This window comes from Micromonospora sp. AKA38 (assembly GCF_027925725.1).
In the GTDB taxonomy this organism is placed as follows: domain Bacteria; phylum Actinomycetota; class Actinomycetes; order Mycobacteriales; family Micromonosporaceae; genus Micromonospora.
Map to the genome: position 1 here is coordinate 762185 of NZ_BNEI01000002.1, position 26384 is coordinate 788568.

Here is a 26384-nt window from a genome sequence, read left to right on the forward strand (position 1 = left end):
TCATCCATGGCCGCCCAGATGCCCCGGGGCCACCAGCACTAATCCTGCCTTTGGCTTTCCCGGCCGGATGGGAGCCGGCTGGGAATCGGATGGCAATCGCATGGGAGTCGGGGCGGGGGCCGGATCGGACGATCCGGCCCCCATCGGTCAGCGGGCGCCGACCAGTTCCGGCGCCGGCGCGGGCGGCGGCTCGGCCGGCGGGGCGGTCACCCGGCGGCGCAGGAACCGCGGCGCCCACCAGTTCGCGTCACCCAGCAGCGTCATCACCGACGGCAGCACCACCGCGCGGATGATCGTGGCGTCCAGCAGGATCGCCGCCGCCAGCCCGATGCCGAGCTGCTTGAAGTCGATCATGCTGAGCGTGGCGAAGATCGAGAAGACCCCGACCATCACGATCGCCGCACTGGTCACCACCGGCGCCGACGACGTGATCCCGTACGCCACCGCCTCCCGGTTGGGCATGCCCCGGTCCACCGCCTCGCGGATCCGGCTGACCACGAAGACGTGGTAGTCCATGGAGAGCCCGAACAGCACCACGAACAGGAACAGCGGCAGCCAGGTGACGATCGCGTCCATCGAGGTGAACCCGAGCAGCCCCTCCGCCCAGTGGCTCTGGAAGACCAGCACCAGCAGCCCGTACGCGGCGCCGACGGAGAGCAGGTTCAGCAGGATCGAGGTGAGCGCCACCACCACCGACCGGAACGTCCAGGCCATCACCAGGAACGTCAGCGCCAGCACGAACGCCGCGACCACCGGCAGCTTCGCCCAGATGTGGTCGGCGTAGTCCTCGCTGGCGGCCACCCCGCCGCCGACCGCGTACTCCACGCCGGGAACGCCGTCCAGGGCGGCCGGCACCAGGTCGTCGCGCAGCTCGTGCAGGGAGCGGGACGCCTCCGCCGAGCGGCTGGCGAACGGGGTGGCCACCTCCAGCACCGACACCCGCCGGTCCGTCGACACCCGGATCTCCGGGCCGTCCCCCTCGGCCGGCGCGAAGAGCGGGTCGGTGCCGGTGCGGGCGGCCAGCCCGGTGAGCGCGGCCCGCACCCGGTCGGCCTGGTCGGCGGGCGCCCGCACGGCCACCGTGTGGCTGGTGCCGTTGCTCGGGAAGGCCGCCGCGAGCCGGTCGTACGCCTGCATGGCCGCCGTGGTGCGCGGCACGTCCTCGGTCCCGGGGAACTTCAGCTTCATGCCCAGCGCGGGCGCGGCCAGGGCGAGCAGCAACGCCACCGACACCAGCAGGGTGGCCACCGGCGCGCGCAGCGCGGGCCGGAGCACCGCCGGCCAGAAGCGGGGACGCCGCCCGGGACGCGGAGTGGTGAGCCGCCACAGCAGCGGCACCCGGGGCCGGTCCACCCACCGGCCCAGCTTGGCCAGCAGCGCCGGCAGCACGGTCAGCGAGCCGAGCACCGCCACCGCGACCACCAGGATCGAGCCGACGGCCAGCGACGAGAAGATGGCGTCCTGGGCGAGCAGCAAGCCGGCCATCGCGATGATCACGGCGGTGCCGGAGACCACCACGGCGTGCCCGGAGGTCTCCGCCGCGACCTCCACCGCGTCCAGGCCGGACCGCCCCTTCGCCCGTTCCTCGCGCTCGCGCCGCACGTAGAACAGCGAGTAGTCGACGCCCACCGCCATGCCGATCAGCAGGATCACGCTGGCCGTGGTGTCGGTGGCCGGCACCAGGTGCGAGGCGAGCGTGGAGAGGCCCATCGCGGCGGCCACCGAGGAGAGCGCGAGCAGCACCGGCACGCCGGCGGCGATCAACGCGCCGAACGCGATGATCAGGATGGCCAGCGTCACCGGCAGGCTGAGCAGCTCGGCCCGCTTGAAGTCCTTGCCGAGCGTGTCGTCGAGCGCCTTGTCGATCGACGGGCCGCCGACCTCCTCCACCCGCAGCCCCGGATGGGCCGCCTGCACACCGGCGGTGGCGTCCCGCAGCGGCCCCACCCGGTCCCCGGCGGTCTCCGGGTCGCCGGACATGGTGATCGGCAGCAGCAGCGCGCTCCCGTCCCGGGACGGCATCGGCGTACCCACCGACGCGACGCCCTCGACCTGCCGCAGCCGGCCCGCGGCGTCCTGCGCGGCGGCCTTCGCCGCGGCCGGGTCGAGCGCGCCGGACCGTGCGGTGATCAGCACGTTCTCGGTGGCCGCCTGATGGAAGCCGCCGTCGTCGACGATCAGCTCGGCCCGCCCGAACTCGCCGATCGCCTGATCCGCGTCGGTGGCCTCGTTCAGCCCGGCGGCGTTGCCGCCGACGAAGCACACCGCCACGAACACCACCCACAGCGCGATGGCCCGCCACGGATGCTCCGCACTCCACCGTGCCACCCGCACGGTCACCGGTCGCCTGCCCATATCCGGGTCCCCCTCCAGCCGTCGGCCCCGTGCCGACGTCTGGAGACGCTAGGCAGCCGACGGAGCCCGGACATCGGGGAACGGCCCCGGCTCCTCCCCGATGGGGCTGGCCCTACCGGGCGGCCGGAACCGGCCGCGCCGGTCGGGCGGAAAAGGGCATTTCAGGGTACGTCGCGGCGGGCCCCCGGGCCCGGTCCGGCGCAGCACACCGGCGCAACCCCGAACCGGCTCGGGGTCATCCCCGGAGCGTGCCCCGGGGGCGCGGCTGGCAGCGCGGGCAACTGTAGGAGGAACGGTTCATGAACGCCTCCCGCCGGATCGGCGCGCCACAGCGCGGGCAGGGCTCGCCCTCCCGGCCGTACGCGTTCAACGACCTGTCGAAGTAGCCGCTCTCGCCGTTGACGTTCACGTACAGCTCGTCGAAGCTGGTGCCGCCCTGCTTGATCGCCTCGCCGAGCACGTCCCGCACGTGGCCGAGCAGCCGCAGCGCCGCCGGCCGGGTCAACGCGTCGGTCGGCCGGGCGCCGTGCAGCTTCGCCCGCCACAGCGCCTCGTCGGCGTAGATGTTGCCCACGCCGGAGATCAGCGTCTGGTCGAGCAGCGCCCGCTTGATCTCCGTACGCCGGCGGCGCAACGCGGCCACGAACGCGTCGTCGGAGAACTCCGGGTCCATCGGGTCCCGGGCGATGTGCGCGATCTCGGCCGGCAGTTCCGCCTCGCCGTCGGAGACGGACAGCCCGCCGAACGTGCGCTGGTCGACGAAGCGCAGCTCCGGGCCGTCGTCGGCGAACCGGAACCGGACCCGTAGGTGCAGCTCGTCGGCCGCGCCGACCGGTTGCAGCAGCAACTGCCCGGACATGCCCAGGTGGCCGATCACCGCGTCCCCGCTGTCCAGCGGCAGCCAGAGATACTTGCCCCGGCGGCGGACGTCGGTGATCGTCCGGCCGGCCAGCACGTCGGCGAAGTGCGCGCCGCCCGGCGCGTGCCGGCGTACCGCCCGGGGATGGCGCACCTCGACGGCGCTGATCCGTCGGCCGACCACCCACTCGGCCAGCCCCTGCCGGACGGTCTCGACCTCGGGCAGCTCAGGCACGGCCGGCGCCCGCCTCGGCGTCCTCCGGGTCGGCCGCCGCCTCGGCCTCGGCCTCCGCCCGCGCCTCGGCCTCCGCCCGCGCGGTCGCCTCCGCCTGCTCGGTGAGCATCCGCCAGGCCGACTCCGCGGCCCGCTGCTCGGCCTCCTTCTTGCTGCGCCCCTCCGCGCCGCCGTACCGGTTGCCGGCCACCACCACCCAGGCGGTGAACGTCTTCAGGTGGTCCGGTCCGGTGCCCTCGATCCGGTACTCCGGCACGCCCAGCCCCAGTGCGGCGGTCAACTCCTGGAGGCTGGTCTTCCAGTCCAGTGCCGCGCCCCGCCCGGCCGACTCCGCCATCAGCGGGTCGAAGAGGCGGTGGATCACGATGGCGGCGGTGTCCAGGCCGTACTGGAGGTAGATGGCGCCGAGCAGCGCCTCCAGCGTGTCGGCCAGGATGCTCGCCTTGTCCCGGCCACCGGTGGCCTCCTCGCCCTTGCCGAGCAGGAGGTACGCGCCCAACCCGTCCGGGCCGAGGCCACGCGCCACGTCGGCCAGCGCGCGCATGTTGACCACGCTGGCCCGCAGCTTCGCCAACTGCCCCTCGGGCAGGTCCGGGTGGTTGTGGAAGAGCGCGGTGGTGATCACCACGCCGAGGACCGAGTCGCCGAGGAACTCCAGCCGCTCGTTGGTGGGCAGCCCGCCGTTCTCGTACGCGTACGAGCGGTGGGTCAGGGCGCGTTCCAGCAGCTCCGGGTCGAGCGACACCCCGAAGGCCGCCTCGAGGAGGCCGACGGGAGCACGCCGCCGCTTGTCGTTGGTCATGGTGCTACCTCGGTGTCGTTGCGGTCAGGTGCGGGATCGTGCGGGATCTCGGCGAGCAGGGCACGGACCGTGCCGGCGGCGTCGCGACGCCAGAGGTGGGCGGCCAGCGCGATGCCCGAGGCGACGTCGTCGGGGCCGGCCGAGCCGTGGCACACCACCACCGTGCCGGCCACCCCGAGCAGGGCCGCCGCGCGCGGCGCGCCGCCGCCGACCGGCGGACCCCCGGCCATGGCGTACGCGCCCTCGATGGCCTTGAGCAGGACGTTGCCGGTGAAGCCATCGGTCACCACCACGTCGGCGCGACCGCCCAGGGACAGGTCGAATCCTTCGACGAGGCCGACGTAGCGGGCGCCGCAGGGCAGCGGCACGGCGGCAAGCGCCGGGTCGGCGGCGCGGCGCAGGCGGTCACCCTTGCCGGCCTCGTGGCCGACGGAGAGCAGGCCCACCCGGGGTGCGACGACGCCGTGCGCCACCGCCGCGTAGGCGGCGCCGAGGACGGCGTGCCGGGCCAGCGTGGCGGGGCCGGGTTCGAGTGTGCCGCCGACGTCCAGCAGGACCACCGGCCCGGCGACGGCCGGCAGCGTGGCGACCAGCGCGGGTCGGCGTACCCCGGTCCAGCGGCCCAGGCCGAGCGCGGCGGCGGTGACGGTGGCCCCGGTCGAGCCGGCGGAGACCACGGCGTCGGCGAGCCCGTCGTGGACGGCCTGCACGGCCGTGCGTACCGTGCTCTCGCCGCGTCCGGCGGTCGGATGGTCGGCCATGCCGACGGCGGCCCGCACCGGGCGGACCGTGACCCGGGCGCGGTGCGCCGGGTCGAGCGCAGCGATCAGCCCGTCGGCCACCTCGGACGGGCCGACGAGCATCAGGCGCAGGTCAGGGTCGGTGCGCACCGCCCGCAGAGCGCCGTCAACCACGACGGCGGGAGCATCGTCCCCGCCGAGGAGGTCGACGGCGATCCGCGCGGTGCCCGGCTCCGTCGGCCCGCCGGCCGGGGAACGGCCGGCGGCGGAGGGAGCCGGGGCACCGGGCGTGAGCCGTGGTGCGCGCGCCGCCCGACCGGTGGTCGGGGGCGTCACTCGGCGTCCAGGTCAGACCTCGAGAACCTGGCGGCCGTTGTACGTGCCGCAGACGGAGCAGGCGGCGTGCGGCAGCTTCGGCGACTTGCACTGCGGGCAGGCAACGGTCGACACCGCCGTGGCCTTCCAGTTCGCCCGGCGGGCGCGGGTGTTGCTGCGCGACATCTTGCGCTTGGGGACGGCCACGGTTCCTACTCCTCTGTACGGGTCAGTTGCGACAGGCCCGCCCAACGCGGGTCGACCTGCTGGTGACTGTGGTCGGCCGGCAGATCGTCCCAGTGCACCCCACACTCGGGGCACAGCCCTGGGCAGTCCTCCCGGCAGAGCGGGTTGGTCGGCAGCGCGAGCACCACCGCGTCCCGCAACGCCGGCTCCAGGTCGATCAGATCGCCCTGCATCCGGCCCACCTCGTCTTCGTCGGTCGTCTCGTCCGTGGTGCTGTCCTCGTACGCGTACAGCTCCTGGACGTTCACGACCACCGAGTCGTCGATCTCGCGCAGGCAGCGACCGCACTCGCCCTTGACGGGGCCGGTGACGGTCCCGGAGACGAGCACGCCCTCGGACACCGACTGCAACCTCAGGTCGAGGTCGAGGTCCGCGCCCGCCGGCACGCTGATCAACTCCACGCCGAGGTCCGCCGGTGCCGTCACGACCCGCCGAAGCTCACGCAACGCGCCAGGGCGACGCGGCAGGTCCCTCGTGTCGAGGACCAGCGGCGCCCTGGGGTCGAGTTGGCGAGGCGAATGTTTGGGCATAGTCAGACTCCGGCCGGTGAGAGGCCGACAAAAAAGGTTACCTGGCAGGGGGGCGGACCGTCGAACCGGGGGCGTGTCCGCCCCGGTCCGGCGGCAGCCGGCTGTCGGCGACCGGCCCGTGCGCCGCTCAGAAGGGTAGCGGGCGGTCGGCCTCGTCCCCCGCGAAGGTGCCGATCTCGCGCAGTGCGTGCATCTTGTCCCGGCCGCGCTCTATCGAGGCCAGCGCCCGGGTGAGGAACTGCTCGAAGTTGGCCAGCGCGGTGTCGACGTAGTCGTCCACCTCCTCGCGGAGGCGCTGCGCCTCGGCCCGCGCCTCGCCGATGATCCGGGCGCCCTCGTGCTCGGCGGAGACCGTGATCTCGTTCACCGAGACCAGGCGGGCGTGTTCCGCCTCACCCTCGCTGATGATCCGGTCGGCCTCGCGCTTGCCGGCCTCCATGATCTTGTCCCGTTCCTCCAGCAGCGCGGCGGCCCGGCGCAGGTCGGCGGGGAGCTCGGCGCGCAGCTCGTCGAGCACGGCGATCATCTCACCGCGGTCGACCATGCAGTTGTTGCGCGACATCGGGACGGAGCGGGCCTGCTCCACCATGGCGATCAGTTCGTCGATGCGATCGAGCGGGTCCACCGGCGCCTCACTCCTGTCTTCGTCGGCCGCCCTCCATGATGCGGCCTGCGCCCGGTTCCGGCGCTGCCCCCATCATGTCGCGCCCCGCCCACTCCCGCCCCACCCCGCCCACCCGGCGCGTCGCCCACGCCTCCACCCCGGCCGTTGATCTTGCACTTTCCGCCCCGACATCTGACGCGAAAGGGACACCAGCCGGGCGGCAAGTGCAAGATCGGCGGGGTCGGGGCGGTCAGGGGCGGAGGCGGGCGACGAGTTGCTCGCGGACCAGGTCGGGGACGTGGGCGGAGATGTCGCCGCCCCACTTGGCCACGTCCTTGACCAGGCTGGAGGAGAGGAAGGAGTAGAGCGGGTTGGTCGGCATGAAGAGCGTCTCCACGCCGGCCAGGCCGATGTTCATCTGGGCCATCTGCAACTCGTAGTCGAAGTCGCTGACCGCCCGCAGGCCCTTGATCAGCACACTCGCCTGCTGGTCCCGGCAGAAGTCGACGAGCAGGCCGCGGAACGACTCCACCCGGACGTTGTCGTACGAGGCGGTCACCTCGCGGAGCATCGTGATCCGCTCCTCGACCGTGAACAACCCCTGCTTCGACTGGTTGACCAGCACGCCGACGATCACCTCGTCGAAGAGCCGGCTGGCCCGGCCGACGATGTCGAGGTGACCGTTGGTGACCGGGTCGAACGAGCCCGGGCAGACCGCACGTCTCATGATCGGCGACCGTACCAAAGGGTGGTCTCGCCGTAGCGGCGACTGCGTTCCGGCGTGACGCCCTCCACCCAGTCGACCGGTCCGGATCGGCGGGACCGCTCGACGACCACCAGGGCGTCCGGGGCGAGCCAGTCGCCGTGCACCAGCGCGGCCAGCATCGCGGTGACCTCCGCGGCCGGCACCGCGTACGGCGGGTCGGCGAAGACCACGTCGTACGGCGCGCCGTCCGGCCCGGCCGCCAGCACGCCGGCCACCTTGCCGGTGACCAGGCGGGCTGCCGGCGCGGCCCGGAGGGTGGCGATGTTCTCCCGGATCACCCGGGCGGCCCGGGCGTCCGACTCGACCAGCAGCACGTGCGCCGCGCCCCGGGACAGCGCCTCCAGCCCGACCGCGCCGGAGCCGGCGAACAGGTCGACGAAGCGCGCCCCGGCCAGGTCGAGATCGGCCTGCACGGCGCTGAACAGCGCCTCCCGCACCCGGTCCGAGGTCGGTCGGGTGCCGGCGCCGGGCGGCGCGGCGATCCGCCGCCCACCGAACGCGCCGGCCACGATCCGGGTCACCGTCGTTCCCTCCGCATGCCCCGACGCTACGCGACCGCGGACACCGGACGGGCGGACCACCGGGAGCAACGATTCATGACGCCCCGTACATCTATGATCTCGAATTCATAACGGACCCTTTACGACCCGTAGATCTCGGTAACGCCCACAGTGTCGATCTCGCTAGGGTCTGCCCGGTTGCCGCGTGGACGCGTGACTCCGGTCCGTCCGCCGCATCCCTCTCCGCACCTCCCCTCATCAGGAGAAGACGTGAACCGTCTCAACCTCCGGCGTGCCGCCGTCCTCACCGCCGGCGCGCTGATCGGCCTCGCGGGCGTCGCCACCACGGCCGCCCCCGCCGCGGCCCACCACCCCGAACCGTCCGGCAGCTTCTGCGCCACCAAGGACGGCACGGTCACCGTCACCTGGTCGGTGATCAGCAGCGAGCGCGACATCTCCGGCCGGATCACCAAGCTCGAGTCCACCGTGCCCGGCGACATCACCGGCGGCCTGACCGTCGGCGCGGAACTGAAGAAGCAGAGCGAGGGGCCGCTGACCGGCACCCAGACCCACACGTTCACCGGTGAGATCCCCGAGCTGAAGCTGACCGTCGGGGCGCACTGGGAGCGGGGCCGCCAGTCGCACGACGGCGAGCGCACCGTGGTGGCCCGGCCCAGCCGCGACTGCGAAGTCGTGGAGAGCCCGTCCCCGTCGCCCAGCGCGCCGTCGCCGAGCGCCACGCCGGAGCCGACCCGGTCGCCCGAGCAGCCCACCCCGACGCCGTCCGCCTCCACGCCGCCGAGCCCGTCCGCGACGCCGTCCGCCCCGGCCGAGCCGGCGGAGCCGATCTTCAAGCTGGACCAGGACTGCGACTCGATGACCTTCATCGTGGAGAACCCGGCGAGGGGCATCCCCTTCACCGCCACGCTGACCACCGAGAAGGGCGTCACCAAGAAGCTCACCTCAGCGCCGGGCACGACCGCCTCGGTCGAGTTCGACGCCTACCGGGGCCTCAAGGTCACCGTGAAGTACGACGTGGTCGCCGACGCCGAGACCGTCCCGTACACCCAGCCGGAGGACTGCTCCGGCCAGGGCGGCGGCCTGCCGGTGACCGGCCCGGCCGCCGGCGCGATCGCCGGTGGCGCCGCGCTGCTGCTGGCCGCCGGCGCGGTGCTGTTCGTGGTGGCCCGCCGCCGCCGGATCCGCTTCACCGCCTGACCCGCCCGCACCGCCGCGAGGGCGCGTCGACCACCCGGTCGGCGCGCCCTCGCCGCGCGTACTCCACACCGGCCCGTCGAGGTGGCCGGGGCGCACCCGTCCTCGATGCCCCCACCTCGCCGCGGCGGCGTCGGTCAGGAACCGTCCGGGTCGAGCACCGACGTGACGGCGGCCGGGTCCACCTCGGCCTGGTTGGTCAGCAGCACCAACCGTTGGTCGGTACCGGGCAGCCAGGCGGCGAACGCCTTGTAGCCGCCGTTGTCCCCGGAGTGGTGGACCGCCCGACGGCCGGCCAGCGGGCCGACGAAGAAGCCGTAGCCGTACGCCTCCCCGGGCCGTCCGGTAGGCGCGTGCGGCGCGGTCAGCGCCACCAGCGAGGCCGGGGCCAGCAGCCCGCCCCGGCGCGGCACGTCGAGCCAGGCGAGCAGGTCCGCGCCGGTGCACCAGACGTCACCCGCGCCCAGGCTCACGGTCGCCAGGTCCCAGGACGGCACCGGCCGGCCGCCCTCGTACCCGACCGCCACGTCCGGCCGACCGCCGGCCGGGCCGGCGAAGCTGCCCGCCATGCCGAGCGGCGCGAAGAGCTCATCGGCCAGGAAGTCGGCGTACGGACGGTCGGCGGCCCGCTCGACGGTCCGGGCCAGCAGCACGTACCCGGGGCTGCTGTAGTGCCAGCCGGCCCCCGGTCGGAACAGTGGCGGCACGGCCGCGAACGCGGCGAGCAGGGCGTCCGGCTCCGCCGGCCCGGCCAGGTCGACGGCCGGATACTCCGGCCAGTGGCCCAGGCCCGAGGTGTGGGTGAGCAGATGGTGCAGCGTGATGCCGGACCACGCCGGCGGCGGGTCGGGCAACCACCGGGTGACCGGATCGGTCAGACGCAGCACGCCCCGCTCGGCGAGCAGCAGGACCGCGACGGCCGCCATCTGCTTGCTGATCGAGGCGATCTGGAACCGGGTGGCCGGGGTGCAGGGCACTCCGGTGGCCTCGTCGGCCGCGCCGGTGACCCGGTCCACCACCACCTCGTCGCCCCGGGCCAGCAGGAGCACGCCACGGCCGTGCGAAAACGTCGACATCCGTCGGAGCCTAGGCGCACCCGGTCGACCGGCGAGGTCAGCCCTTCTCCAGGTATTCGGCCCGCTCCTCGTCGACCAGGGCGGCGACGGACGCGGCCAGCGCCGGGTGCCGGGCCAGCTCCGGATCCTCCTCGACCAGCTCGATCGCCTCGGCGCGGGCGTCCCGGATCAGCTCCGTGTCGCGCAGGAGCGACAGCAACCGCAGGTGTGAGCGCCGGCCGGACTGGGACGCGCCGAGCACGTCGCCCTCCCGGCGCTGCTCCAGGTCGAGCTCGGCCAGCTTGAACCCGTCGGTGGTGGAGGCCACCGCGTCCAGCCGCTCCCGGGCCGACGAGCCCTCGGCCGCCTCGGTGACCAGCAGGCAGAGACCCGCGGCCGACCCCCGGCCCACCCGGCCGCGCAACTGGTGCAGCTGGGAGACGCCGAACCGGTCGGCGTCCAGCACGATCATCACGGTCGCGTTGGGGACGTTCACGCCCACCTCGACGACCGTGGTCGCCACCAGCACGTCCAGGTCGCCGGCGGCGTACGCGCGCATCACCGCGTCCTTCTCGTCGGCCGGCAGCCGCCCGTGCAGCACCCCGATCCGCAGCCCGTGCAGCGGCCCGTCGGCGAGCAGCGGGGCCACCTCGGTCACCGCCAGCGGCGGCCGGCGACCGTTGTCGTCCTCCCGCGGCGCCTCCTCGTCGGAGACCGGACCGTCCCCGATCCGGGGACAGACCACGTACGCCTGGTGGCCCTTGCCGACCTCCTCGCGCAGCCGACGCCAGGCCCGGTCCAGGAAGGCCGGCTTCTCGGCGGCCGGCACCACGTGCGAGGCGATCGGCGAGCGGCCCTGCGGCAACTGGGACAACGTGGAGGTCTCCAGGTCGCCGTAGACGGTCATGGCGACCGTGCGCGGGATCGGGGTGGCGGTCATCACCAGCACGTGCGGCGGCTGCTCGGCCTTGGCGCGCAGCGCGTCCCGCTGCTCCACGCCGAAGCGGTGCTGCTCGTCCACCACCACCAGGCCCAGGTCGGCGAAGTCGACGCCCTCGTAGAGCAGCGCGTGCGTGCCGAGCACGATGCCGGCCCGGCCCTCGGCCACCTCGGCCAGGGCACGGCGTCGGGCCGCCGCGCCCAGCGAGCCGGTGACCAGCTCCACCCGGGTGGCGTCATCGGCGGCGCCCAGCTCACCCGCGGCGCCGAGCGGGCCGAGCAGCTCCCGGATGCCGCGGTGGTGCTGGGCGGCGAGCACCTCGGTCGGGGCGAGCAGCGCGGCCTGACCGCCGGCGTCGACCACCTGGAGCATGGCGCGCAGCGCCACCACCGTCTTGCCGGAGCCCACCTCGCCCTGGAGCAGCCGGTGCATCGGGTGCGCGGTGGCCAGGTCGGCGGCGATCTCCCGCCCGACCACCTGCTGGCCAGGGGTCAGCTCGTACGGCAGCCGGGCGTCGAACGCGTCCAGCAGGCCACCCGCCCGGGCCGGTCGGGCCCGCGCCGGCCACGCCGCCGCCCGGTGCTTGCGCTGCGCCAGGGTGAGCTGCACCGCGAACGCCTCGTCCCACTTGAGCCGGCGGCGGGCCCGGTAGAGCGCCTCCTTGCTGGACGGCCGGTGGATCTCCCGCAGGGCGGCGCCGATGCCGACCAGGTTGCGGGTGGCCCGCAGGGTGGCCGGCAGCGGGTCGTCCGGCGGGGTGAACGTGTCCAGCACCACCCGGACGCAGCGGGCGATCACCCAGGTCGGCACCGCCGCCGCGGCCGGGTAGACCGGGATCAGCGCGCCGGCGAACTCCTCGACCTCCTCGTTGGCCGCCGCCTCGCCGTCACCGCCCTCGCCGAGCAGGACGTACTCCGGGCCGTTGAGCTGCCGCTTGCCCCGGAACTCGGTCACCTTGCCGGCGAACAGCCCCCAGCGGCCCGGTCGCAGCTCCCGCTCCCGCCACGCCTGGTTGCCGAAGAAGGTGCAGGTCAGCACGCCGCCGGAACCATCGCCGACGGTCACCTCCAGCAGGTTGCCGCGCCGCTGGCGCATCGGGCGGACCGCGGTGCGCTGCACCTGGGCCAGCACGGTGACCTGCTCCCCCACGTCGAGCGAGCGGATGTCGGTGTGCTCGCCGCGCTCGTCGTAGCGGCGCGGGAAGTGGTAGACCAGGTCACCGGCGGTGTGCAGGTCGAGGTGACCGGCAAGCGCCTTCGCGGTCTTCTCCCCCACCAGTTTCTTGAGCGGGGTGTCCACCGTCGACGGTTCGCTCGTCATTCGACCCCCAGCAGGAGCGGGTAGTGCGGCTGGCCGCCCTCGTACGCCTGCACCTCGACGAACGGCCAGGCGCGCTCGACGTGCGCGCGGACGCGGTCGGCCAGCCCGGCCGGGGCGTCCGCCCCGCAGAGCAGCGTGACCAGCTCGCCGCCGCCGCCGAGCATCCGGTCGACCACGGCGGTGCAGGTGTCGGTCAGATCCTGCCCGATCAGGTGCACCTCGCCCTCCACCAGGGCCAGCACGTCACCGGGACGGCACGGGCCGGCGACGGTGAGCGCCTCCCGGCCGGCGTGGCAGACCTCGGCGTAGCGGCAGGCGCCCGCGGCCTCGGCCATCGCGATCACGTCGTCCTCGAAGCGGCGCTTCGGGTCGCGGACGGCGAGCGCGGCGAGCGCCTGCACCGGGGAGCGGGTGGGCACCACGCTGACCTTGATGCCGAGGCGGTGCGCCTCCTTGGCCGCCGCGCTCGCCACCGACTGCGTGTTCGGGTCGTTCGGCAGCACCACCACCCGGGCCGCCTCGGTGGCCCGGATCGCGTCGAGCAGCTCGCCGGTGGACGGGTTGGCCGGCACCACCACCGCGCCCTCGGCGGCGAACAGCTCGGCGATGCCGGCGCCGGTGGCGACCACCACGGCGGCCCGGCCACCGGACGGCGTCGGCGGCGGGCCGGGGACCGGAACGGGGTGGTCGGCGAACCGGGTCACCGTGATCCGGTGCGGCCGGCCGGCGACCACGCCCGCCTCCACGGCGGCCCCCACGTCGTTGACGTGCACGTGCACGTTCCAGGTGCCGTCGCCGTCCCCGACCACGGCCAGGGAGTCGCCGAGCCCGGCCAGCTCGCCGCGCAGCCGCGCGACCGCCTCCTCGGTGGCGTCGAGGAGGTACTGCACCTCGTAGGCGTACGCGTCGGAGCCGGTCTCCCGGACGGCGGCCCCGGGCCGGTGCGGCGCGGCCGGCGCGGGGGCCGGCCGGCCGGGGCTCTCCCCCGTGATCACCTCGACCAGCGCGTCGAGCAGCAGGCACAGCCCGCGCCCGCCGGCGTCGACCACGCCGGCGCGGGCCAGCTCGGGCAGTTGCTCCGGGGTGCGGGCCAGCGCGTGCGTGGCCGCCTCGGCGGCGGCCCCGGCCACCGTGCGCAGGTCGTCGCTGTCCGCCCGCTGGGCCGCGCGGGCCGCCGCGGCGACCACGCTCAGCAGCGTGCCCTCGACCGGCCGGGCGACCGCGGCGTAGGCGGCGGTGGCGGCGTCGGCGAGCGCACCGGCGAGCTGCCGGCCCCGGACCGCCGGCGCGGCGGCGAGCGCGTCCGCGAGGCCGCGCAGGATCTGCGAGAGGATCACCCCGGAGTTGCCCCGCGCGCCGAGCAACGCGCCGCGGGCCATCAGCCGCAGCGCGTGCCCGTGCGGGGTGTGCCCGTCGTCCGGGAGGGTGCCGAGATCCATGGCCAGGGCCTGCTGGGCCGAGGTGAGCGTGAGCACCAGGTTGGTGCCGGTGTCGCCGTCCGGCACCGGGTAGACGTTGAGGTCGTCGATCTCGCCCTGGTGCCGCTGGAGGGCGGCCAGCCCGCTCGTGCACCAGCGGCGCACCGCGGCGGCGTCGAGGGTGTCCAGCACGTCGGGAAGCCTACTGGCGCACACCGACACGCGCCGGGGTCGTCCGGCGTGTCCGCCCGCCGGGGTCGGCCCGGCCGGCCGCGGTCCCGGGCCGACCACGCGCCGACCCGGCCGGTACGCTGGGTTGGCTCGGCGAAGGGCCGATTGGGCGTACCGACCGGCATCGGGTAACCTGGCCAGGTTGCCCGGGCTGCGCCTGGCGGCGACCTCATGAACGTTTCAATCCCAGGAGTATCCCGTGGCTAGCGTGTGCGACGTCTGTGGCAAGGGACCGGGCTTCGGCCACAACGTGTCCCACTCGCACCGGCGGACCAACCGCCGCTGGAACCCGAACATCCAGTCGGTGCGTACCCCGGCCGGTGGCGGCACCACCAAGAAGTTGCAGGTCTGCACCTCGTGCATCAAGGCCGGCAAGGTCACCCGCGCCTGACGCGGAGCACCACCGGAACATCGTCGGTCGCCGGCGGACCCCTCGGGTCCGCCGGCTTCTGTCGTGTCCGCCGGTCCGCGGCGACCGCTGACCGACCGTACGGCGACCGGCTGGTCCCCGCCGGTTAGGGTGCTGCTGCGCCGGCCGTCCGGCTCCGGCGCGGACCGTGGGGAGGACGACCGGTGGACCTCGATCTGGGCCGCGAGCAACTGGTGGTGGTGGGCGGGTCGTTCGGCTCGTTGCGCTGGTTCGACCAGGAGCTACCGGCCGGCAGTGTGGTGCTGGTCGAGGAGCCGGACGTGATCCGCCGCCGCGACCTGGTCCGGTTCGCCGAGGAGCTGCCGCTGATCGGCCGTCTGGTGGCCGCGGAGTACCAGACCGGCCTGGACGTCGACGCCCTGCTCGGTCGCGAGCCCGGCCTGGCCGACGCGCGCCTGGTGCTGCCCGGCCTGGAGTACGCGGTCGCCGCCACCGCCCGGCTGGCCGACCGGCTCGGCCTGCCCGGCGCCGGGGCGGTCGCCGCGGACATCTTCTCCGACAAGCACCGGATGCGGCTGCTCGCCGACGAGATCGGCCTGGCCAACCCGGCCTACGAGCTGGTCGACGACGCGGGCCGGGCGGCGGAGTTCGCCCGCGCGCACGGCGGCCGGTGCGTGCTCAAGCCCACCCGCCGCTCCGGCAGCCTCGGCGTGCAGCTCATCACCGACCCGGCCGAGGTGCCGGCCCGCTGGGCGGCCAGCGCCACCCCGCCGGAGCCGGCCGAGGCCACCGCGGGCCTACCCACCGGCGTCCTGGTCGAGGAGTTGCTGGTCGGCTCCGAGCACAGCGTGGAGCTGCTGGTCGCCGGCGGCGAGGTGATCTTCGCCAACGTCACCGACAAGCGGGTCGCCGGGGGCCGGCACCCGGTGGAGACCGGGCACACGGTGCCGTCCGCGCTGCCGTCGGCCGAGCACGACGCGCTGCGGTCGGCGGCGGTACGCCTCGCCGCGGCGGCCGGCTTCGGCAGCGGCATGCTGCACAGCGAGTGGATCCTGGCCGACGGCGTGCCGACGCTCGTGGAGTGCGCCGCCCGGATGCCCGGCGACATGATCACGGCGCTCATCTCGATCGCCTACGGGCGGGACGTCATCGAGGCGTACCTGCGGGTGCTCTCCGGCGAACGGCCGGCGCTGCCGCAGCGGCCCACCGGGGCGGCGGCGATCGAGTTCCTGACCGCCCCGCCCGGCCGGGTCACCGCGGTGGACGGCCGGCGGGCGGCGCTGCGCGTGCCGGGCGTCCTCGACGTCCAGGTCGAGACGAGGGTCGGGCAGACAGTGCCCGAGCTGATCTCCTCGGCGCACCGCAGTGGGCACCTGATGACCTGGGGCGCGACGCCGGACGAGGCGGCGGGCGCCGCCCGTCGGGCCGCCGCGGAGATCCGGATCACGGTCGGCTGACGGCGGCGGTCAGAGCGTTCGGCCGAACGACAGGCAGCCCGGCGCGTCCCGGTAGTAGCCGAAGTTCGGGATCCGCTCGTAGCCGGCCGAGGCGTACATGGCGAGCGCCTCGGGCTGCTTGTCGCCGCACTCCAGCACGATCCGCTTCCGGCCGGCGTCGCGGGCGGACCGCTCGATCGCGGCGAGCACCGCACGGGCCACGCCCCGGCCCCGGGCGGCCGGCGCGGTGTACATCCGCTTCAGCTCGGCCTCCTCGCCGTCCGCGCCGTGGCTGCGCCAGCCACCGCAGCCCACCGGCAGGCCGTCCAGGTACGCGACCAGGAACCCGCCGGCCGGCGGGACGAACTCGGCGGCGTCGACGGGCGTCTCGTCGCCGTTGCCGCCGTACCGCCGGCCCAGGTCGGCCAGCGCCGCCCGGATCAGCTCCTGCGACTCGGGCGCGTCGAAGCGCCGCGGGAGAATCTCGATCTCGCTCACCGTGCCAGGCTACGACCGGCCCCGACCCCCGGCCGGCGCCGGTCGCCACGCTCGGACGCAGATCACTGCGGGCCCTGGCGGAAGTGGTCCCAGCCACGCGGGCCGTCGTAGTCACCGCCGTCGACGGTGACCCCGGCGCCCTCGGTGACCCGGCCGACCGGACGCCAGCCGTCCGGCAGCGCCGCGTCGGCGGGGAACGTGGCCGCCAGGGCGTGGTCGTCGCCGCCGGCCAGGATCCAGGAGTACGGGTCGACGCCGAGCGCCTGCGCCGCGTCGCGCATCTGTCGGGGCACCTCGAACGCGTCCCGGCTCAGGTCGACCGCCACCCCGCTGGCCGTGGCCACGTGTCCCAGGTCGGCGAGCAGCCCGTCCGAGACGTCGATCATGGCGGTGGCGCCGGCCGCGGCGGCGGCCGGCCCGGCGGCGTACGGCACCTCGGGGCGGCGGAACGCCTCGACCAGCAGCCGGGGCGTACGGAAGCCGCGGGACAGCACGGTGAAGCCGGCCGCCGCCCAGCCGGTACGCCCGGCGAGCGCCACCACGTCGCCCGGTCGCGCCCCGGAACGGACCACCGGCGCGCGGCCGGCCAGGTCACCGAGCGCGGTGACCGCGACGGTCAGCGTCGGGCTGGCGGACATGTCCCCGCCGACCACGCTCGCGCCCACGCCGGCCGCCTCCGCGCCCAGCCCGTCCGCCAGTTCCTCGGCCCAGGCCGGGTCCAGGTCGGCCGGCATGCAGAGCGCGACCAGCAGCGCGGTCGGCGTCGCGCCCATGGCGGCGACGTCGGCGAGGTTGGCCGCGGCGGCCCGGTGCCCGACGTCCCGCGCCGAGGACCAGTCCCGCCGGAAGTGCCGCCCCTCGACGAGCACGTCGGTGGAGGCGACCACCCGCCGGTCCGGCGCCGCCACCAGCGCCGCGTCGTCGCCGGGGCCGAGCAGGCAGCTCTCCCCGTACGACAGCCGGGCGGTCACCCGGTCGATCAGTCCGAACTCCCCGACACCCGCGACCGTCATGCCGTCCCCTCGTTCCGCTCCGTCGTTCCGCACGTTCCGCACCCGTCCCCCGCCCTCGACCTGCCCGCCCACCGGCGACCGATAGGGATCACGCCCGGTCGGTACGGTAGTTTCACCCTTCGGGCCGCCCCAGGCGGCGACGGACGGAGGTCGAGTCGTGGTACAGGCGTACATCCTCATCCAGACCGAGGTCGGCCGGGCGCGTGACGTGGCCGGTCTGATCGCGGACCTTGCCGGCGTGGTACGGGTCGACGCCGTCACCGGGCCCTACGACGTGGTCGTGCTCACCGAGGCGAACACGGTCGACGAGCTGGGCAAACTCATCGTCAGCAAGGTGCAGATGGTGCCCGGCATCACCCGCACGCTCACGTGTTCGGTGGTGCGGCTGTAAGTGGACGAGACGGAACCCATCACGCGCCGGGACCCCGGCACCCGACGGGCCGCGCTCTGGGCCACGGTGATCGCGGTGCCGGTGACCCTGGCGGTGGCCGGCTTCACGTTCGCCAAGCTCGCCCCGGAGTCCCCGGACGCCGCGCCGAGCGCGTCGGCGAGCCCTCGGGCGCAGTCCACCGCGCCGGTCGAGCTGCCCGCGCCGGCGCTCGCCCAGCGCCCCGGGGTCGTCTGCCGCGCCCTGGTCTCGCAGCTTCCCGACAGCGTGCGTGACCTGCGGCAGCGCCCGGTCACCGCGGGTCCGGAACAGAACGCGGCGTACGGCGACCCGGCGCTCACCGTGGCCTGCGGCGCGACGCCGCCGGTGCGGCCCTGCCCGTCGCCCACCGGCGGCGCCACGCTGCCCGCCGGTTGTTTCCCGGACACCGACGAGGTGTTCCGGGTCAACGGCGTCTGCTGGCACCCGGTGACCGGGGCCGGCGCCACGGTGCTGACCACCGTCGACCGGGAGGTGCCTGTCCAGGTCCGGGCGCCGGAGACGTACCAGCCCGCGTTGCAGTGGGTGGTGCAGATCTCCGACGCGATCGTCAGCGCGGTCCCCTCGGCGAAGCAGGCCCCCTCGGGCTGCGCCGGGTGACGCCCGGGCCGGCCCGTCAGCGGCCGGCGCGGCGGTGCAGGGCGGTACGGATCAGGCGGTTGACCAGCTTCGGGTACTCCAGCCCGCTGGCCGCCCACATACGCGGGAACATCGAGGTCGGCGTGAAGCCCGGCATCGTGTTGATCTCGTTGAGGAAGACCTCCTGCGCCGGGGTGACGAAGAAGTCGACCCGGGCCAGGCCGGAGCAGTCAAGCGCGGTGAACGCCCGGGTGGCGTAGTCGCGCACCTGCCGGGTCACCGCCTCGGGCAGCTCCGCGGGAACGTCGTACTCGGTCACCTCGTCGGCGAAGATGTACTTGGCCTCGAAGTCGTACCAGTCGCGGTCGCCGATCATCCGCACCTCGGCGAGCACCGACGCCTCGGGCGCGCCGCCGGCCTCGCCCTCCAGCACGCCGCACTCGATCTCGCGGCCCACCACGGCGGCCTCGACGAGCACCTTGCTGTCGATCTCGCGGGCAGTGGTCAGCGCGGCGTCCAACTGCGCCCAGTCGTCGACCTTGGTGATGCCGAACGAGGAACCGGCGCGGGACGGCTTGACGAAGACCGGCAGGCCGAGGCGCTCCTTGTCCTCCTCGCTCAGCGACATCCCGGCGCGCAGCACCGCGTACGGGCCGACCGGGATGCCCTCGGCCGCGCAGAGCTTCTTGGTGAACTCCTTGTCCATGGCGGCGGCGGACGCGAACACGTTCGCCCCGACGTAGGGGAGGTCCGCCATCTCCAGCATGCCCTGGATCGTGCCGTCCTCGCCGTACGCGCCGTGCAGCACCGGGAAGACCACGTCCACGTCGGCCAGCGCCACCGGGCCCTGGGCCGGGTCGAGCACCATCAGGCCGCCGGCGGCCGGGTCGGCGCGCAGCAGCAGTTCGGCGCCGGAGCCGGCGGTGATCTCGGGCAGCTTGCGGTCGGCGATGGCGAGCCCGGCCGGGTCGCCGCTGGCGAGCACCCACTGGCCCCGCCGGGTGATGCCGACCGGGACGACCTCGAACTCGTCCGGGTCCAGGGCGGCCAGCACGCTGCCGGCGCTGACGCAGGAGATGCCGTGTTCGGGGCTCCGGCCGCCGAAGACGATCGCCACACGGGTCTTGCCTGGGGTGGTCATGGTCACCTCATCGTTCGCGGCTGCGGCTGGCCGTGCTCGCCGGTGGCGCTCACCCGGTTGACCTTACTGTGCGTCGTCGGCAGCGGTGGCCGATACCCGGGCAGAGCGCAACGGTGTGGCAAACGGTCAAGATGACATATACGGGGAGTAACGGCGCGGGCGGCCGACGGCGGGACCTGCCGTCGGCCGCCCGGCTCCCCGACCCCCGTTGCCGCCTCCACGGGGTCGGGCCCGGTGTGGTTCAGGTGACCGGACGCCGGAGCCGGCGACCGACCGCGATGACCTTGACCCGCTGCCGGCCGGCCCGCACCATGCCCAGCGCCATGAACGCGCCGGCGATCCGGTCGGCCGCCTCCCGGCTGCTCGCGCCGACCACCTGCCGGCGTCGTTCCGGGCTGGTCCGTTCGTCGCGTCCGGGGCAGTCGGTCGGGCGTACGTCGGTGAGGACCACGAGGAACCGGGTCATTCCGGGCCACCCCCGCCCCCGGGGCGGCAGGCCGTCACCGTCATCGCGATTCCTCCCCGTCTGGCGGACCGGGTAGGGGCACGCGGCGATCGGGTCGTGGGGGAGTAGACCCGACCGCCGCGCACCCCATCCCCTCCGGTCGCTCACCACCACCGTCGCCACGACAACCGGTGGTGAGGACGCCATCACAGATTGACAGGTGGACGGGCGTGAATGCAACTCTCATCGGCTTTCTCTCATGCCCACTTTCCCACCGGATATGAGACCATCGATACATGGCGCCGAAGACCGCCCGAGCCCGACGGCTCGGCATCGCCCTGCGAACCCACCGTGAGGCCGCCGGCCTCACGCTGGAGACCGCGGCCGACGAGATCAACAGCACCCGCAGCACGCTGTCCCGCTACGAGAACGCCCAGACGCTGATCAGCCCGGCCACCGTGCGCGCGCTGCTCACCAGCTACGGCGTGGGACCCGACGAGATCGCCGCGGCGGTCCAACTGGCCAAGGACGCCCGCAAGCCCGGCTGGTGGGTGTCCTACTCGTACCTGCTGGACCGCCGCACCATCGACTTCATCGCGCTGGAGGCCGAGGCCACCGGCATCGCGAACTTCGAACCGTCGGTGGTGCCGGGCCTGCTGCAGACCGCCGACTACATCCGCGCGGTGATGCGCGGTGGCCCGCACACGCTCAGCGACGAGCAGGTGGAGCAGCGCGTCCACCTACGGCTGGACCGCCAGCAGCGGATCACCGCGGCGGAGCCGCCGATCCTCGACGCCATCATCGACGAGGGCGCGCTGCTGCGCCCGGTCGGCGGCCGGGCGGTGATGGCCAGCCAGCTCCAGCACCTGCTCAAGATGACCGAGCTGCCGAACATCACGGTGCAGGTGATCCCACTCTCCGCCGGCTACCACCGGGGCACCCGGGGTTCCCTGCACATCCTGGAGTTCGCCGACCCGGAGGACCCGATCATCGCGTCGGTGGAGACCGTCGCCGGACAGATGGTCCTGGACCGCCCGGGCGACCTGCGTACCTGTACAAAGATCATGGAGCACCTGCGGACCGTGGCGTTGAGCCCGGCGGCCAGTCGGGACCAGCTCCTCCGTCTGCTCAACGAGAGGTGACCGCATGAACGGCACGACCCCCAGCCACCCGACGCCGCGGTGGCGCAAGAGCAGCCACAGCGGCGACGAAGGCGCCTGCGTGGAGATGGCGCCGCTGCCGGAGACCGTCGCGGTCCGCGACTCCAAGGACCCGACCGGCCCGGTGCTCGTGTTCCCGCCCGCCGCCTGGGCCGCCTTCACCGCCGCGCCGCCCCGCGCCTGAACGCGGGATGTCAGGCGGGGCCCCCACCGCTGCCGGAGGCGTCAAGCGGGGCCCCGCCTTTCACCCGCTCCAGGGCGGCGATCGCGACGCCCCGCGCGCCGGCCATGTCACGGTCGGGCACCAGCGCGAACGTCGCCACCGCGCGTTGCTCGTCGCGGAGCACCGTGTGCTCCGCGACGGTGGCGAGGAACCAGTCCCGGAACTCCGGCGCGGCCTCCACCACGCCGCCACCGACGAAGTACGCGTGCGGGTCGGTGAAGTTCGCCGCGATGGTGAACAACCGCCCCAGCGCCCGGGCCTGCTGGCCGAACACCTGACGGGCCAACGGGTCGCCCCGCTCGCCGAGGTCGCGGAGCAGCTTCGCCGCCCGGCCGGGCTCCTCCGCCGCCAACGGATGCTCCGGATGCCGGGCCAGCCAGTACGGCAGCAGGTTGCGCCGGATGGCGGTGAGCGAGGCGACGCTCTCCGCGTCCCCGGCGAAGCCGCAGGCACAGACCGGCACCGGCTGGCCCGGTTCGAGCAGCCCGTCCAGTGGGATGTGCACGTGCCCGAACTCGCCCGCCATGCCGGCCGCGCCGCCGACCACCCGGCCGGCCTCGACCACGCCCCCGCCGAGGCCGGTGCCGACGATCGCGGACACCGACGAGCGGGCCGCCGCGTCCGTGCCGAAGTGCACGTGGTGGGCGTAGAGCGCGGCGGCGTTGCCGTCGTTGGCGTACACCACCGGCAGGCCGAGCCGCCGCTCCAGCGCGCTGCGCACGTCGTAGCCGCGCCACGCGGGCTGCGCGAAGTTGGTCGACCCGCGCGACGAGATCACCCCGGTGGCGCTGGCCGGGCCGGGCGTGTCCAGCCCGACCGCGCGGACCAGCTCGCGGGGCACCCCGGTGTACGCGAGCACCCCGTCGAAGGCCCGCGCGAGCGCCTCGACGGCCGCCTCCGGGCCGTCGCCCACCTCACTCGGGATCTCCCGCAGCCCGTCCACCAGGAACCGGCCGTCGACGGTCAGCACGGTGGCGTTGTTGCTCGTGCCGCCGTTGTCCAGCCCCACCACCACCGGCATTCCTGTGCTGCCCACCGCCACCGCCTCGCCGTCGAGTCTGAGCCGAGGTTAGTTCCCGGCCGGCCCACCCGCCACGGCGACGTCAGCCGGGGCGGCGGGCGGTCACGGCGGTGGCCTCCCACTCCTCGTCGCGCACCACGGTCGGGTCCAGCCCGGCGGCGGTGAACACGGCGCAGAGCGCGGGTGCCTGCTCCTCGCTCACCTCGACCGCGAGGTGCCCGCCCGGGGCCAGCCACTCGGCCGCGCCGGCGGCCACCCGGCGCAGCACCGCCAGCCCGTCCGCGCCCCCGTCCAGCGCCACCGGCGCCTCGTGCAACCGGGCCTCGGCCGGCATCATCGCCACCGCGTCGCTCGGCACGTACGGGGCGTTCGCCACCACCAGGTCCAGCCGGCCGCGCCAGCGCGCCGGCACCGGCGCGAACAGGTCACCCCGGTAGACCGGCACGCCCAGCGGGTCGAGGTTGCGCCGGGCGCAGGCCACCGCCACCGGGTCGACGTCGGCGGCGCCCAACCAGCGCGGCGCCAGCCGGTCGTGCAGCACCACGGCGGCGGCACCGGAGCCGCAGCAGAGGTCCAGCACCGCCGGCGCCGGCCCGGTCACCGCCACGGCGGCGTCGACGAGCAGCGCGGTACGCCCCCGGGGCACGAACACGCCGGGGTGGACGACGATCCGCCGCCCGCAGAACTCGGCCCAGCCGAGCAGGTGCTCCAACGGCAGGCCGGCGACGCGACGGTCGGCCAGGCGGGTCAGCGCGCCGGCCGAGTCGGCGGCGGCGATCAGGAGATCCGCCTCGTCCTCGGCGAAGACGCAACCGGCGGCACGCAGCCGGCGGACGAGGGCGGGACGGTCGGGAGTGAACACGGTGGATGCCATGGCAAGCCTCTCGGGGAACGCTCGTCGGCGCCCCCGGCGTCGCCTCAGCCCCGGGGCGACACGGACTCGGAGGGAGCGCCGGTCCTCTGCTGGTGGATCGGACTCACCTCCTCGCGTCGGGGCCGCACGGGCCGTGGCTGCCCGTCACGATAGCCCAGCGGTCGACCCGCCGTCTGCCCGGCACGTCAACGCGCGGCGGCGTCCAGCGCCGCGGCCACGTCGGCGACCAGGTCGGCGGCGTCCTCGATGCCGCAGGAGAGCCGGACGAAGCCGGGCGCGGTGTCGTCGCCCCACTGGGCCCGCCGGTCGGCGGTGGTGTGCAGCCCACCGAACGAGGTGGCGGCCGCCACCAGGCGGGACGCGTCCAGGAACCGGGCCACCCGGTCGGCGTCGCCCAGGTCGAACGAGAGCACGCCCGGGACGCGCCGCATCTGCGTCGACGCCACCCGGTACGCCGGGTCCGCCGGCCGCCCCGGCCAGCGCAGGCCGGTCACGTCCGGTCGGCCGGCGAGCAGCTCGGCAAGCGCCCCGGCGTTGGCGGTCTGCCGGGCCAGCCGCAGGTCGACGGTGGCCAGCGAGCGGTGGGCCAGCCAGCAGTCGAACGCGCCGGGCACCCCGCCGGTGGTGGTCCGCCACCCGGTCACCGCGTCGCGCAGCGCGGCGTCGCGCGTCGCCACGTAGCCGAGCAGCAGGTCGGAGTGGCCGGTGAGCGCCTTGGTGCCGGAGGCCACCACCACGTCCGCGCCGAGGTCCAGCGGGCGCTGCCCGAGCGGCGTCGCGGTGGTGTTGTCCACCGCCAGCAGCGCGCCCGCGGCGTGCGCCGCCCCGGCCAGCGCCGGCACGTCGGCCACGTCGAGGCCGGGATTCGCCGGCGTCTCCAGCAGCACCAGCCGGACGCCGTCGAACGACGGGTACGGCCCGGCGGTCGGCACGAGGACGACGCGAACCCCGATCCGCTCCAGCGTCCCGGTGGCGAACGCGCGCACCGGGAAGTAGCCGTCGGCGGGGAGCAGCACCGTGTCACCGGGGCGCAGCACGGCCAGCAGCAGCCCGGTGATGGCCGCCTGGCCGCTGGCGAAGGCCCGGCACTCGCCGCCCTCCAGCTCGCCGATCGCCGCCTCCAGCAGCCGGCGGGTGGGATTGTCCGGCCGCCCGTACCCGTCGGGCGCCGCCGCCGGCCCGCGCCACGGGTCGAGGTGGTACGGCGCGGCGAACACCGGGCCGGGCAGGAACGGCTGGCCCGGCACCGCCTCCGGCAGGCCGGCGTGGACGCTGCGGGTGCCGTCCCCCCAGCCCGCGCTCACTCGTACGACTCCGGCTTGGCGGTGCGGCTCATCAGCGCGTCCACGGCCAGGCGGGGGTCCATCCCCTCGTGGCAGATCCGCTCGATCTGCTCGGTGATCGGCATCTCCACCCCGTGCGCCCGGGCCAGGTCCCGGATGGCCAGGCAGCTCTTCACGCCCTCGGCGGTCTGCCGGGTGGCCGCCTGCGCCTGCTCCAGCGTCTCGCCCCGGCCCAGGTGCTCGCCGAACGTGCGGTTGCGGGCCAGCGGCGACGAGCAGGAGGCGACCAGGTCGCCCATGCCGGCCAACCCGGCGAAGGTGATCGGGTCGGCGCCGAGCGCCACGCCCAGCCGGGCGGTCTCGGCCAGGCCACGGGTCATCAGCATGGCGCGGGTGTTGTCGCCGAAGCCCATCGCGGTGGCGATGCCGTAGGAGAGCGCGATCACGTTCTTCACCGCGCCGCCCAGCTCGCAGCCGATCACGTCGTCGTTCGTGTAGGGGCGGAAGTAGGGCGTCCGGATCGACGCCTGCACCAGCGCGGTACGCCGGCTGTCGGTGCCGGCGACCACGGTGGCGGCGGGCTGCTCGGCGGCGATCTCCGGGGCCAGGTTGGGCCCGGAGACCACGACCACCCGGTCGGCCGGCACCCCGGCCGTCTCCATGATCACCTGGCTCATCCGCTTGGTGGTGCCCAGCTCGATGCCCTTCATCAGGGACACCAGCGTGGCGTCGGGGGCCAGGTGCGGCGTCCACTCGGCGAGGTTGCCGCGCAGCGTCTGCGAGGGCACCGACAGCACCACCACCTCGGCGCCCTCGATCGCCTCGGCGGCGTCGCCGGTGGCGGTGACCCGCTCGGGCAGGCGCACGTCCGGCAGGTACTCCGGGTTGCGCCGCCCGTCGCGGATCGCCTCGGCCACCGCGGCGCGGCGGGCCAGCACCGTCACGTCCCGCCCGGCGTCGGCGAGGATCTTGGCGAACGCGGTCCCCCAGGAACCGGCGCCCAGCACCGCGACGTGCCCGCTCATTCGGAGACCTCCGGGGTGCCGGTGCGGGCCGGGCGCTGCCACAGCGGCGGCGGTGTGCCGCCCCGGATCTCGGCGACCAGGTCCCGGATCCGCAGCATGATGGTGTCCGTCATCTCCTCCAGGATCGGCCGGGTCGGCGTGGCGCCCGCCCACCGGCCCAGGTCGACCGGCGGCCCGGCGACCACCGTCACCGGCGTACGCGGGCGGAGCCCGAACCGGGCCGTGCGCGGGTCGAACATCCGCTCCGGGCCGATCATGGCCACCGGGATCACCGGGGCGCCGGTGGCCAGCGCCAGCCGGGCCGCGCCGGTCTTGCCCTTCATCGGCCACAGCTCCGGCTCCCGGGTGGTGGTCCCCTCCGGGTAGATCACCACGGCGCCTCCGTCGTCCAGCGCGGCGATCAGCTTGTCAAGCGACTTGACCGCCTCGACGCTGCCCCGCTCGACCGGGATCTGCTTGCACCGGTGCAGGATCCAGCCGATCACCGGCACCCGGAACACGCTCGCCTTGCCGAGGAACTGCGGCCAGCGCCCGGCGTCGTAGATGAAGTGCGCGGAGACCAGCGGGTCGGCGTGCGAGATGTGGTTGGGCACGATGATGACGCCGCCGTCGCCCCGCAGGTGCTCCATGCCCCGCCAGGTGCGCCGGGTCCAGACGGTCAACACCGGCTTCACCAGCACCACGGCGAACCGTTGCCAGAATCCCAGCCTCCGCGGTGCCACAGTGCCTCCTCGTTCCGCCCCACGCGCCCCGGGGAAG

At 74.8% G+C, this 26384-nt stretch carries 28 protein-coding genes; 7 read left to right on the forward strand and 21 right to left on the reverse strand.

The features are described from left to right. Positions 1 to 147: 147 nt before the first annotated feature. The 9 genes from TPA0908_RS06970 to rsmD form a co-directional block, all read right to left on the reverse strand. Positions 148 to 2355, reverse strand: coding sequence for an MMPL family transporter (locus TPA0908_RS06970; protein ID WP_281935742.1), 2208 nt, complete (start codon positions 2353 to 2355; stop codon positions 148 to 150). Between the two features lie 235 nt (positions 2356 to 2590). Next, entirely contained in the window at positions 2591 to 3448 is an 858-nt protein-coding gene (gene mutM / locus TPA0908_RS06975; RefSeq protein WP_281935744.1) for a bifunctional DNA-formamidopyrimidine glycosylase/DNA-(apurinic or apyrimidinic site) lyase, read from the reverse strand. Next, complete coding sequence (gene rnc / locus TPA0908_RS06980; RefSeq protein WP_281935746.1) at positions 3441 to 4250, reverse strand: ribonuclease III; 810 nt, start codon at positions 4248 to 4250, stop codon at positions 3441 to 3443. Before rnc ends, mutM begins: the two co-directional genes overlap by 8 nt. Next, entirely contained in the window at positions 4247 to 5206 is a 960-nt protein-coding gene (locus TPA0908_RS06985; protein ID WP_281936279.1) for a phosphate acyltransferase PlsX, read from the reverse strand. Before TPA0908_RS06985 ends, rnc begins: the two co-directional genes overlap by 4 nt. A gap of 132 nt (positions 5207 to 5338) precedes the next feature. Then, positions 5339 to 5512: a 50S ribosomal protein L32 gene (rpmF, locus tag TPA0908_RS06990; protein WP_107156117.1), complete on the reverse strand. Its 174-nt coding sequence runs from the start codon at positions 5510 to 5512 to the stop codon at positions 5339 to 5341. Positions 5513 to 5517: 5 nt separating this feature from the next. Continuing rightward, on the reverse strand, positions 5518 to 6081 hold the full coding sequence (locus TPA0908_RS06995) for a YceD family protein (RefSeq protein ID WP_281935750.1): 564 nt from the start codon (positions 6079 to 6081) through the stop codon (positions 5518 to 5520). 127 nt (positions 6082 to 6208) lie between these two features. After that, on the reverse strand, positions 6209 to 6706 hold the full coding sequence (locus tag TPA0908_RS07000; RefSeq protein WP_107156119.1) for an SPFH domain-containing protein: 498 nt from the start codon (positions 6704 to 6706) through the stop codon (positions 6209 to 6211). 229 nt (positions 6707 to 6935) lie between these two features. Next, positions 6936 to 7412, reverse strand: coding sequence for a pantetheine-phosphate adenylyltransferase (gene coaD / locus TPA0908_RS07005; RefSeq protein ID WP_107156120.1), 477 nt, complete (start codon positions 7410 to 7412; stop codon positions 6936 to 6938). Beyond that, positions 7409 to 7972, reverse strand: a complete 564-nt coding sequence (gene rsmD / locus TPA0908_RS07010; RefSeq protein ID WP_281935752.1) for a 16S rRNA (guanine(966)-N(2))-methyltransferase RsmD — start codon at positions 7970 to 7972, stop codon at positions 7409 to 7411. Before rsmD ends, coaD begins: the two co-directional genes overlap by 4 nt. A 249-nt stretch (positions 7973 to 8221) precedes the next feature. Here rsmD and TPA0908_RS07015 point away from each other — a divergent pair, with 249 nt between their 5' ends. Then, a complete protein-coding gene (locus TPA0908_RS07015) occupies positions 8222 to 9169 on the forward strand; it encodes a cell wall anchor protein (RefSeq protein ID WP_281935754.1) in 948 nt (315 codons plus the stop codon). Positions 9170 to 9303: 134 nt separating this feature from the next. Here TPA0908_RS07015 and TPA0908_RS07020 read toward each other — a convergent pair whose 3' ends face one another. The 3 genes from TPA0908_RS07020 to TPA0908_RS07030 are packed head-to-tail and all read right to left on the reverse strand — an operon-like array spanning position 9304 to position 14091. After that, complete coding sequence (locus TPA0908_RS07020) at positions 9304 to 10242, reverse strand: serine hydrolase domain-containing protein (RefSeq protein ID WP_281935755.1); 939 nt, start codon at positions 10240 to 10242, stop codon at positions 9304 to 9306. A gap of 37 nt (positions 10243 to 10279) precedes the next feature. Next, a complete protein-coding gene (gene recG / locus TPA0908_RS07025; RefSeq protein ID WP_281935757.1) occupies positions 10280 to 12481 on the reverse strand; it encodes an ATP-dependent DNA helicase RecG in 2202 nt (733 codons plus the stop codon). Continuing rightward, positions 12478 to 14091, reverse strand: a complete 1614-nt coding sequence (locus TPA0908_RS07030; RefSeq protein ID WP_281935759.1) for a DAK2 domain-containing protein — start codon at positions 14089 to 14091, stop codon at positions 12478 to 12480. Before TPA0908_RS07030 ends, recG begins: the two co-directional genes overlap by 4 nt. A 238-nt stretch (positions 14092 to 14329) precedes the next feature. Between TPA0908_RS07030 and rpmB the strand changes: the two genes are divergently transcribed. Continuing rightward, positions 14330 to 14521, forward strand: a complete 192-nt coding sequence (rpmB, locus tag TPA0908_RS07035; protein ID WP_013284551.1) for a 50S ribosomal protein L28 — start codon at positions 14330 to 14332, stop codon at positions 14519 to 14521. 182 nt (positions 14522 to 14703) lie between these two features. Continuing rightward, the gene (locus tag TPA0908_RS07040; protein WP_281935762.1) at positions 14704 to 15957 is read left to right on the forward strand and encodes an ATP-grasp domain-containing protein; all 1254 of its coding nucleotides are present in this window, start codon (positions 14704 to 14706) and stop codon (positions 15955 to 15957) included. Positions 15958 to 15966: 9 nt separating this feature from the next. Here the strand turns inward: TPA0908_RS07040 and TPA0908_RS07045 are convergent, their stop codons facing one another. Both TPA0908_RS07045 and TPA0908_RS07050 read right to left on the reverse strand, forming a co-directional pair. Next, entirely contained in the window at positions 15967 to 16434 is a 468-nt protein-coding gene (locus TPA0908_RS07045; protein ID WP_281935764.1) for a GNAT family N-acetyltransferase, read from the reverse strand. Positions 16435 to 16496: 62 nt separating this feature from the next. Then, positions 16497 to 17447 (reverse strand): thiamine-phosphate kinase, encoded by a 951-nt coding sequence (locus tag TPA0908_RS07050; protein WP_281935766.1) that lies wholly within the window; start codon positions 17445 to 17447, stop codon positions 16497 to 16499. Between the two features lie 157 nt (positions 17448 to 17604). Between TPA0908_RS07050 and TPA0908_RS07055 the strand changes: the two genes are divergently transcribed. Both TPA0908_RS07055 and TPA0908_RS07060 read left to right on the forward strand, forming a co-directional pair. Beyond that, positions 17605 to 17838, forward strand: coding sequence for an Lrp/AsnC ligand binding domain-containing protein (locus TPA0908_RS07055; protein WP_013284547.1), 234 nt, complete (start codon positions 17605 to 17607; stop codon positions 17836 to 17838). Next, positions 17839 to 18474: a DUF3515 family protein gene (locus TPA0908_RS07060; RefSeq protein WP_281935770.1), complete on the forward strand. Its 636-nt coding sequence runs from the start codon at positions 17839 to 17841 to the stop codon at positions 18472 to 18474. It begins immediately after the preceding gene. Positions 18475 to 18490: 16 nt separating this feature from the next. On the opposite strand, the gene TPA0908_RS07065 is transcribed toward TPA0908_RS07060, so the two are convergent. Continuing rightward, complete coding sequence (locus TPA0908_RS07065; protein ID WP_281935772.1) at positions 18491 to 19594, reverse strand: D-alanine--D-alanine ligase family protein; 1104 nt, start codon at positions 19592 to 19594, stop codon at positions 18491 to 18493. A gap of 241 nt (positions 19595 to 19835) precedes the next feature. Next, positions 19836 to 20060, reverse strand: coding sequence for a hypothetical protein (locus TPA0908_RS07070; RefSeq protein WP_281935773.1), 225 nt, complete (start codon positions 20058 to 20060; stop codon positions 19836 to 19838). 275 nt (positions 20061 to 20335) lie between these two features. Between TPA0908_RS07070 and TPA0908_RS07075 the strand changes: the two genes are divergently transcribed. Both TPA0908_RS07075 and TPA0908_RS07080 read left to right on the forward strand, forming a co-directional pair. Continuing rightward, complete coding sequence (locus TPA0908_RS07075; RefSeq protein WP_281935775.1) at positions 20336 to 21181, forward strand: helix-turn-helix domain-containing protein; 846 nt, start codon at positions 20336 to 20338, stop codon at positions 21179 to 21181. 4 nt (positions 21182 to 21185) lie between these two features. Further along, positions 21186 to 21383: a DUF397 domain-containing protein gene (locus TPA0908_RS07080; protein WP_107156132.1), complete on the forward strand. Its 198-nt coding sequence runs from the start codon at positions 21186 to 21188 to the stop codon at positions 21381 to 21383. Between the two features lie 10 nt (positions 21384 to 21393). On the opposite strand, the gene TPA0908_RS07085 is transcribed toward TPA0908_RS07080, so the two are convergent. The 5 genes from TPA0908_RS07085 to TPA0908_RS07105 form a co-directional block, all read right to left on the reverse strand. Continuing rightward, entirely contained in the window at positions 21394 to 22458 is a 1065-nt protein-coding gene (locus TPA0908_RS07085) for an ROK family protein (RefSeq protein ID WP_281935778.1), read from the reverse strand. 67 nt (positions 22459 to 22525) lie between these two features. Beyond that, complete coding sequence (locus tag TPA0908_RS07090; RefSeq protein ID WP_281935780.1) at positions 22526 to 23317, reverse strand: putative protein N(5)-glutamine methyltransferase; 792 nt, start codon at positions 23315 to 23317, stop codon at positions 22526 to 22528. 185 nt (positions 23318 to 23502) lie between these two features. After that, a complete protein-coding gene (locus TPA0908_RS07095) occupies positions 23503 to 24621 on the reverse strand; it encodes a cystathionine gamma-lyase (RefSeq protein ID WP_281935782.1) in 1119 nt (372 codons plus the stop codon). Further along, positions 24618 to 25625 (reverse strand): NAD(P)H-dependent glycerol-3-phosphate dehydrogenase, encoded by a 1008-nt coding sequence (locus TPA0908_RS07100; RefSeq protein ID WP_281935784.1) that lies wholly within the window; start codon positions 25623 to 25625, stop codon positions 24618 to 24620. Before TPA0908_RS07100 ends, TPA0908_RS07095 begins: the two co-directional genes overlap by 4 nt. After that, positions 25622 to 26347 carry a lysophospholipid acyltransferase family protein gene (locus TPA0908_RS07105; RefSeq protein WP_281935786.1) on the reverse strand — a complete coding sequence of 242 codons (726 nt, stop codon included), beginning with the start codon at positions 26345 to 26347 and terminating at the stop codon, positions 25622 to 25624. Before TPA0908_RS07105 ends, TPA0908_RS07100 begins: the two co-directional genes overlap by 4 nt. Positions 26348 to 26384 lie beyond the last annotated feature (37 nt).

Bases quoted from the DNA above. Each gene is read 5' to 3' on its own strand.
- TPA0908_RS06970 (WP_281935742.1), bottom strand. From the start codon at position 2,355: ATGGGCAGGCGACCGGTGACCGTGCGGGTGGCACGGTGGAGTGCGGAG.
- rnc (WP_281935746.1), bottom strand. From the start codon at position 4,250: ATGACCAACGACAAGCGGCGGCGTGCTCCCGTCGGCCTCCTCGAGGCG.
- TPA0908_RS06995 (WP_281935750.1), bottom strand. From the start codon at position 6,081: ATGCCCAAACATTCGCCTCGCCAACTCGACCCCAGGGCGCCGCTGGTC.
- coaD (WP_107156120.1), bottom strand. From the start codon at position 7,412: ATGAGACGTGCGGTCTGCCCGGGCTCGTTCGACCCGGTCACCAACGGT.
- TPA0908_RS07020 (WP_281935755.1), bottom strand. From the start codon at position 10,242: ATGTCGACGTTTTCGCACGGCCGTGGCGTGCTCCTGCTGGCCCGGGGC.
- recG (WP_281935757.1), bottom strand. From the start codon at position 12,481: ATGACGAGCGAACCGTCGACGGTGGACACCCCGCTCAAGAAACTGGTG.
- TPA0908_RS07050 (WP_281935766.1), bottom strand. From the start codon at position 17,447: ATGACGGTCGCGGGTGTCGGGGAGTTCGGACTGATCGACCGGGTGACC.
- TPA0908_RS07065 (WP_281935772.1), bottom strand. From the start codon at position 19,594: ATGACCACCCCAGGCAAGACCCGTGTGGCGATCGTCTTCGGCGGCCGG.
- TPA0908_RS07070 (WP_281935773.1), bottom strand. From the start codon at position 20,060: ATGACCCGGTTCCTCGTGGTCCTCACCGACGTACGCCCGACCGACTGC.
- TPA0908_RS07075 (WP_281935775.1), top strand. From the start codon at position 20,336: ATGGCGCCGAAGACCGCCCGAGCCCGACGGCTCGGCATCGCCCTGCGA.
- TPA0908_RS07080 (WP_107156132.1), top strand. From the start codon at position 21,186: ATGAACGGCACGACCCCCAGCCACCCGACGCCGCGGTGGCGCAAGAGC.
- TPA0908_RS07090 (WP_281935780.1), bottom strand. From the start codon at position 23,317: ATGGCATCCACCGTGTTCACTCCCGACCGTCCCGCCCTCGTCCGCCGG.
- TPA0908_RS07100 (WP_281935784.1), bottom strand. From the start codon at position 25,625: ATGAGCGGGCACGTCGCGGTGCTGGGCGCCGGTTCCTGGGGGACCGCG.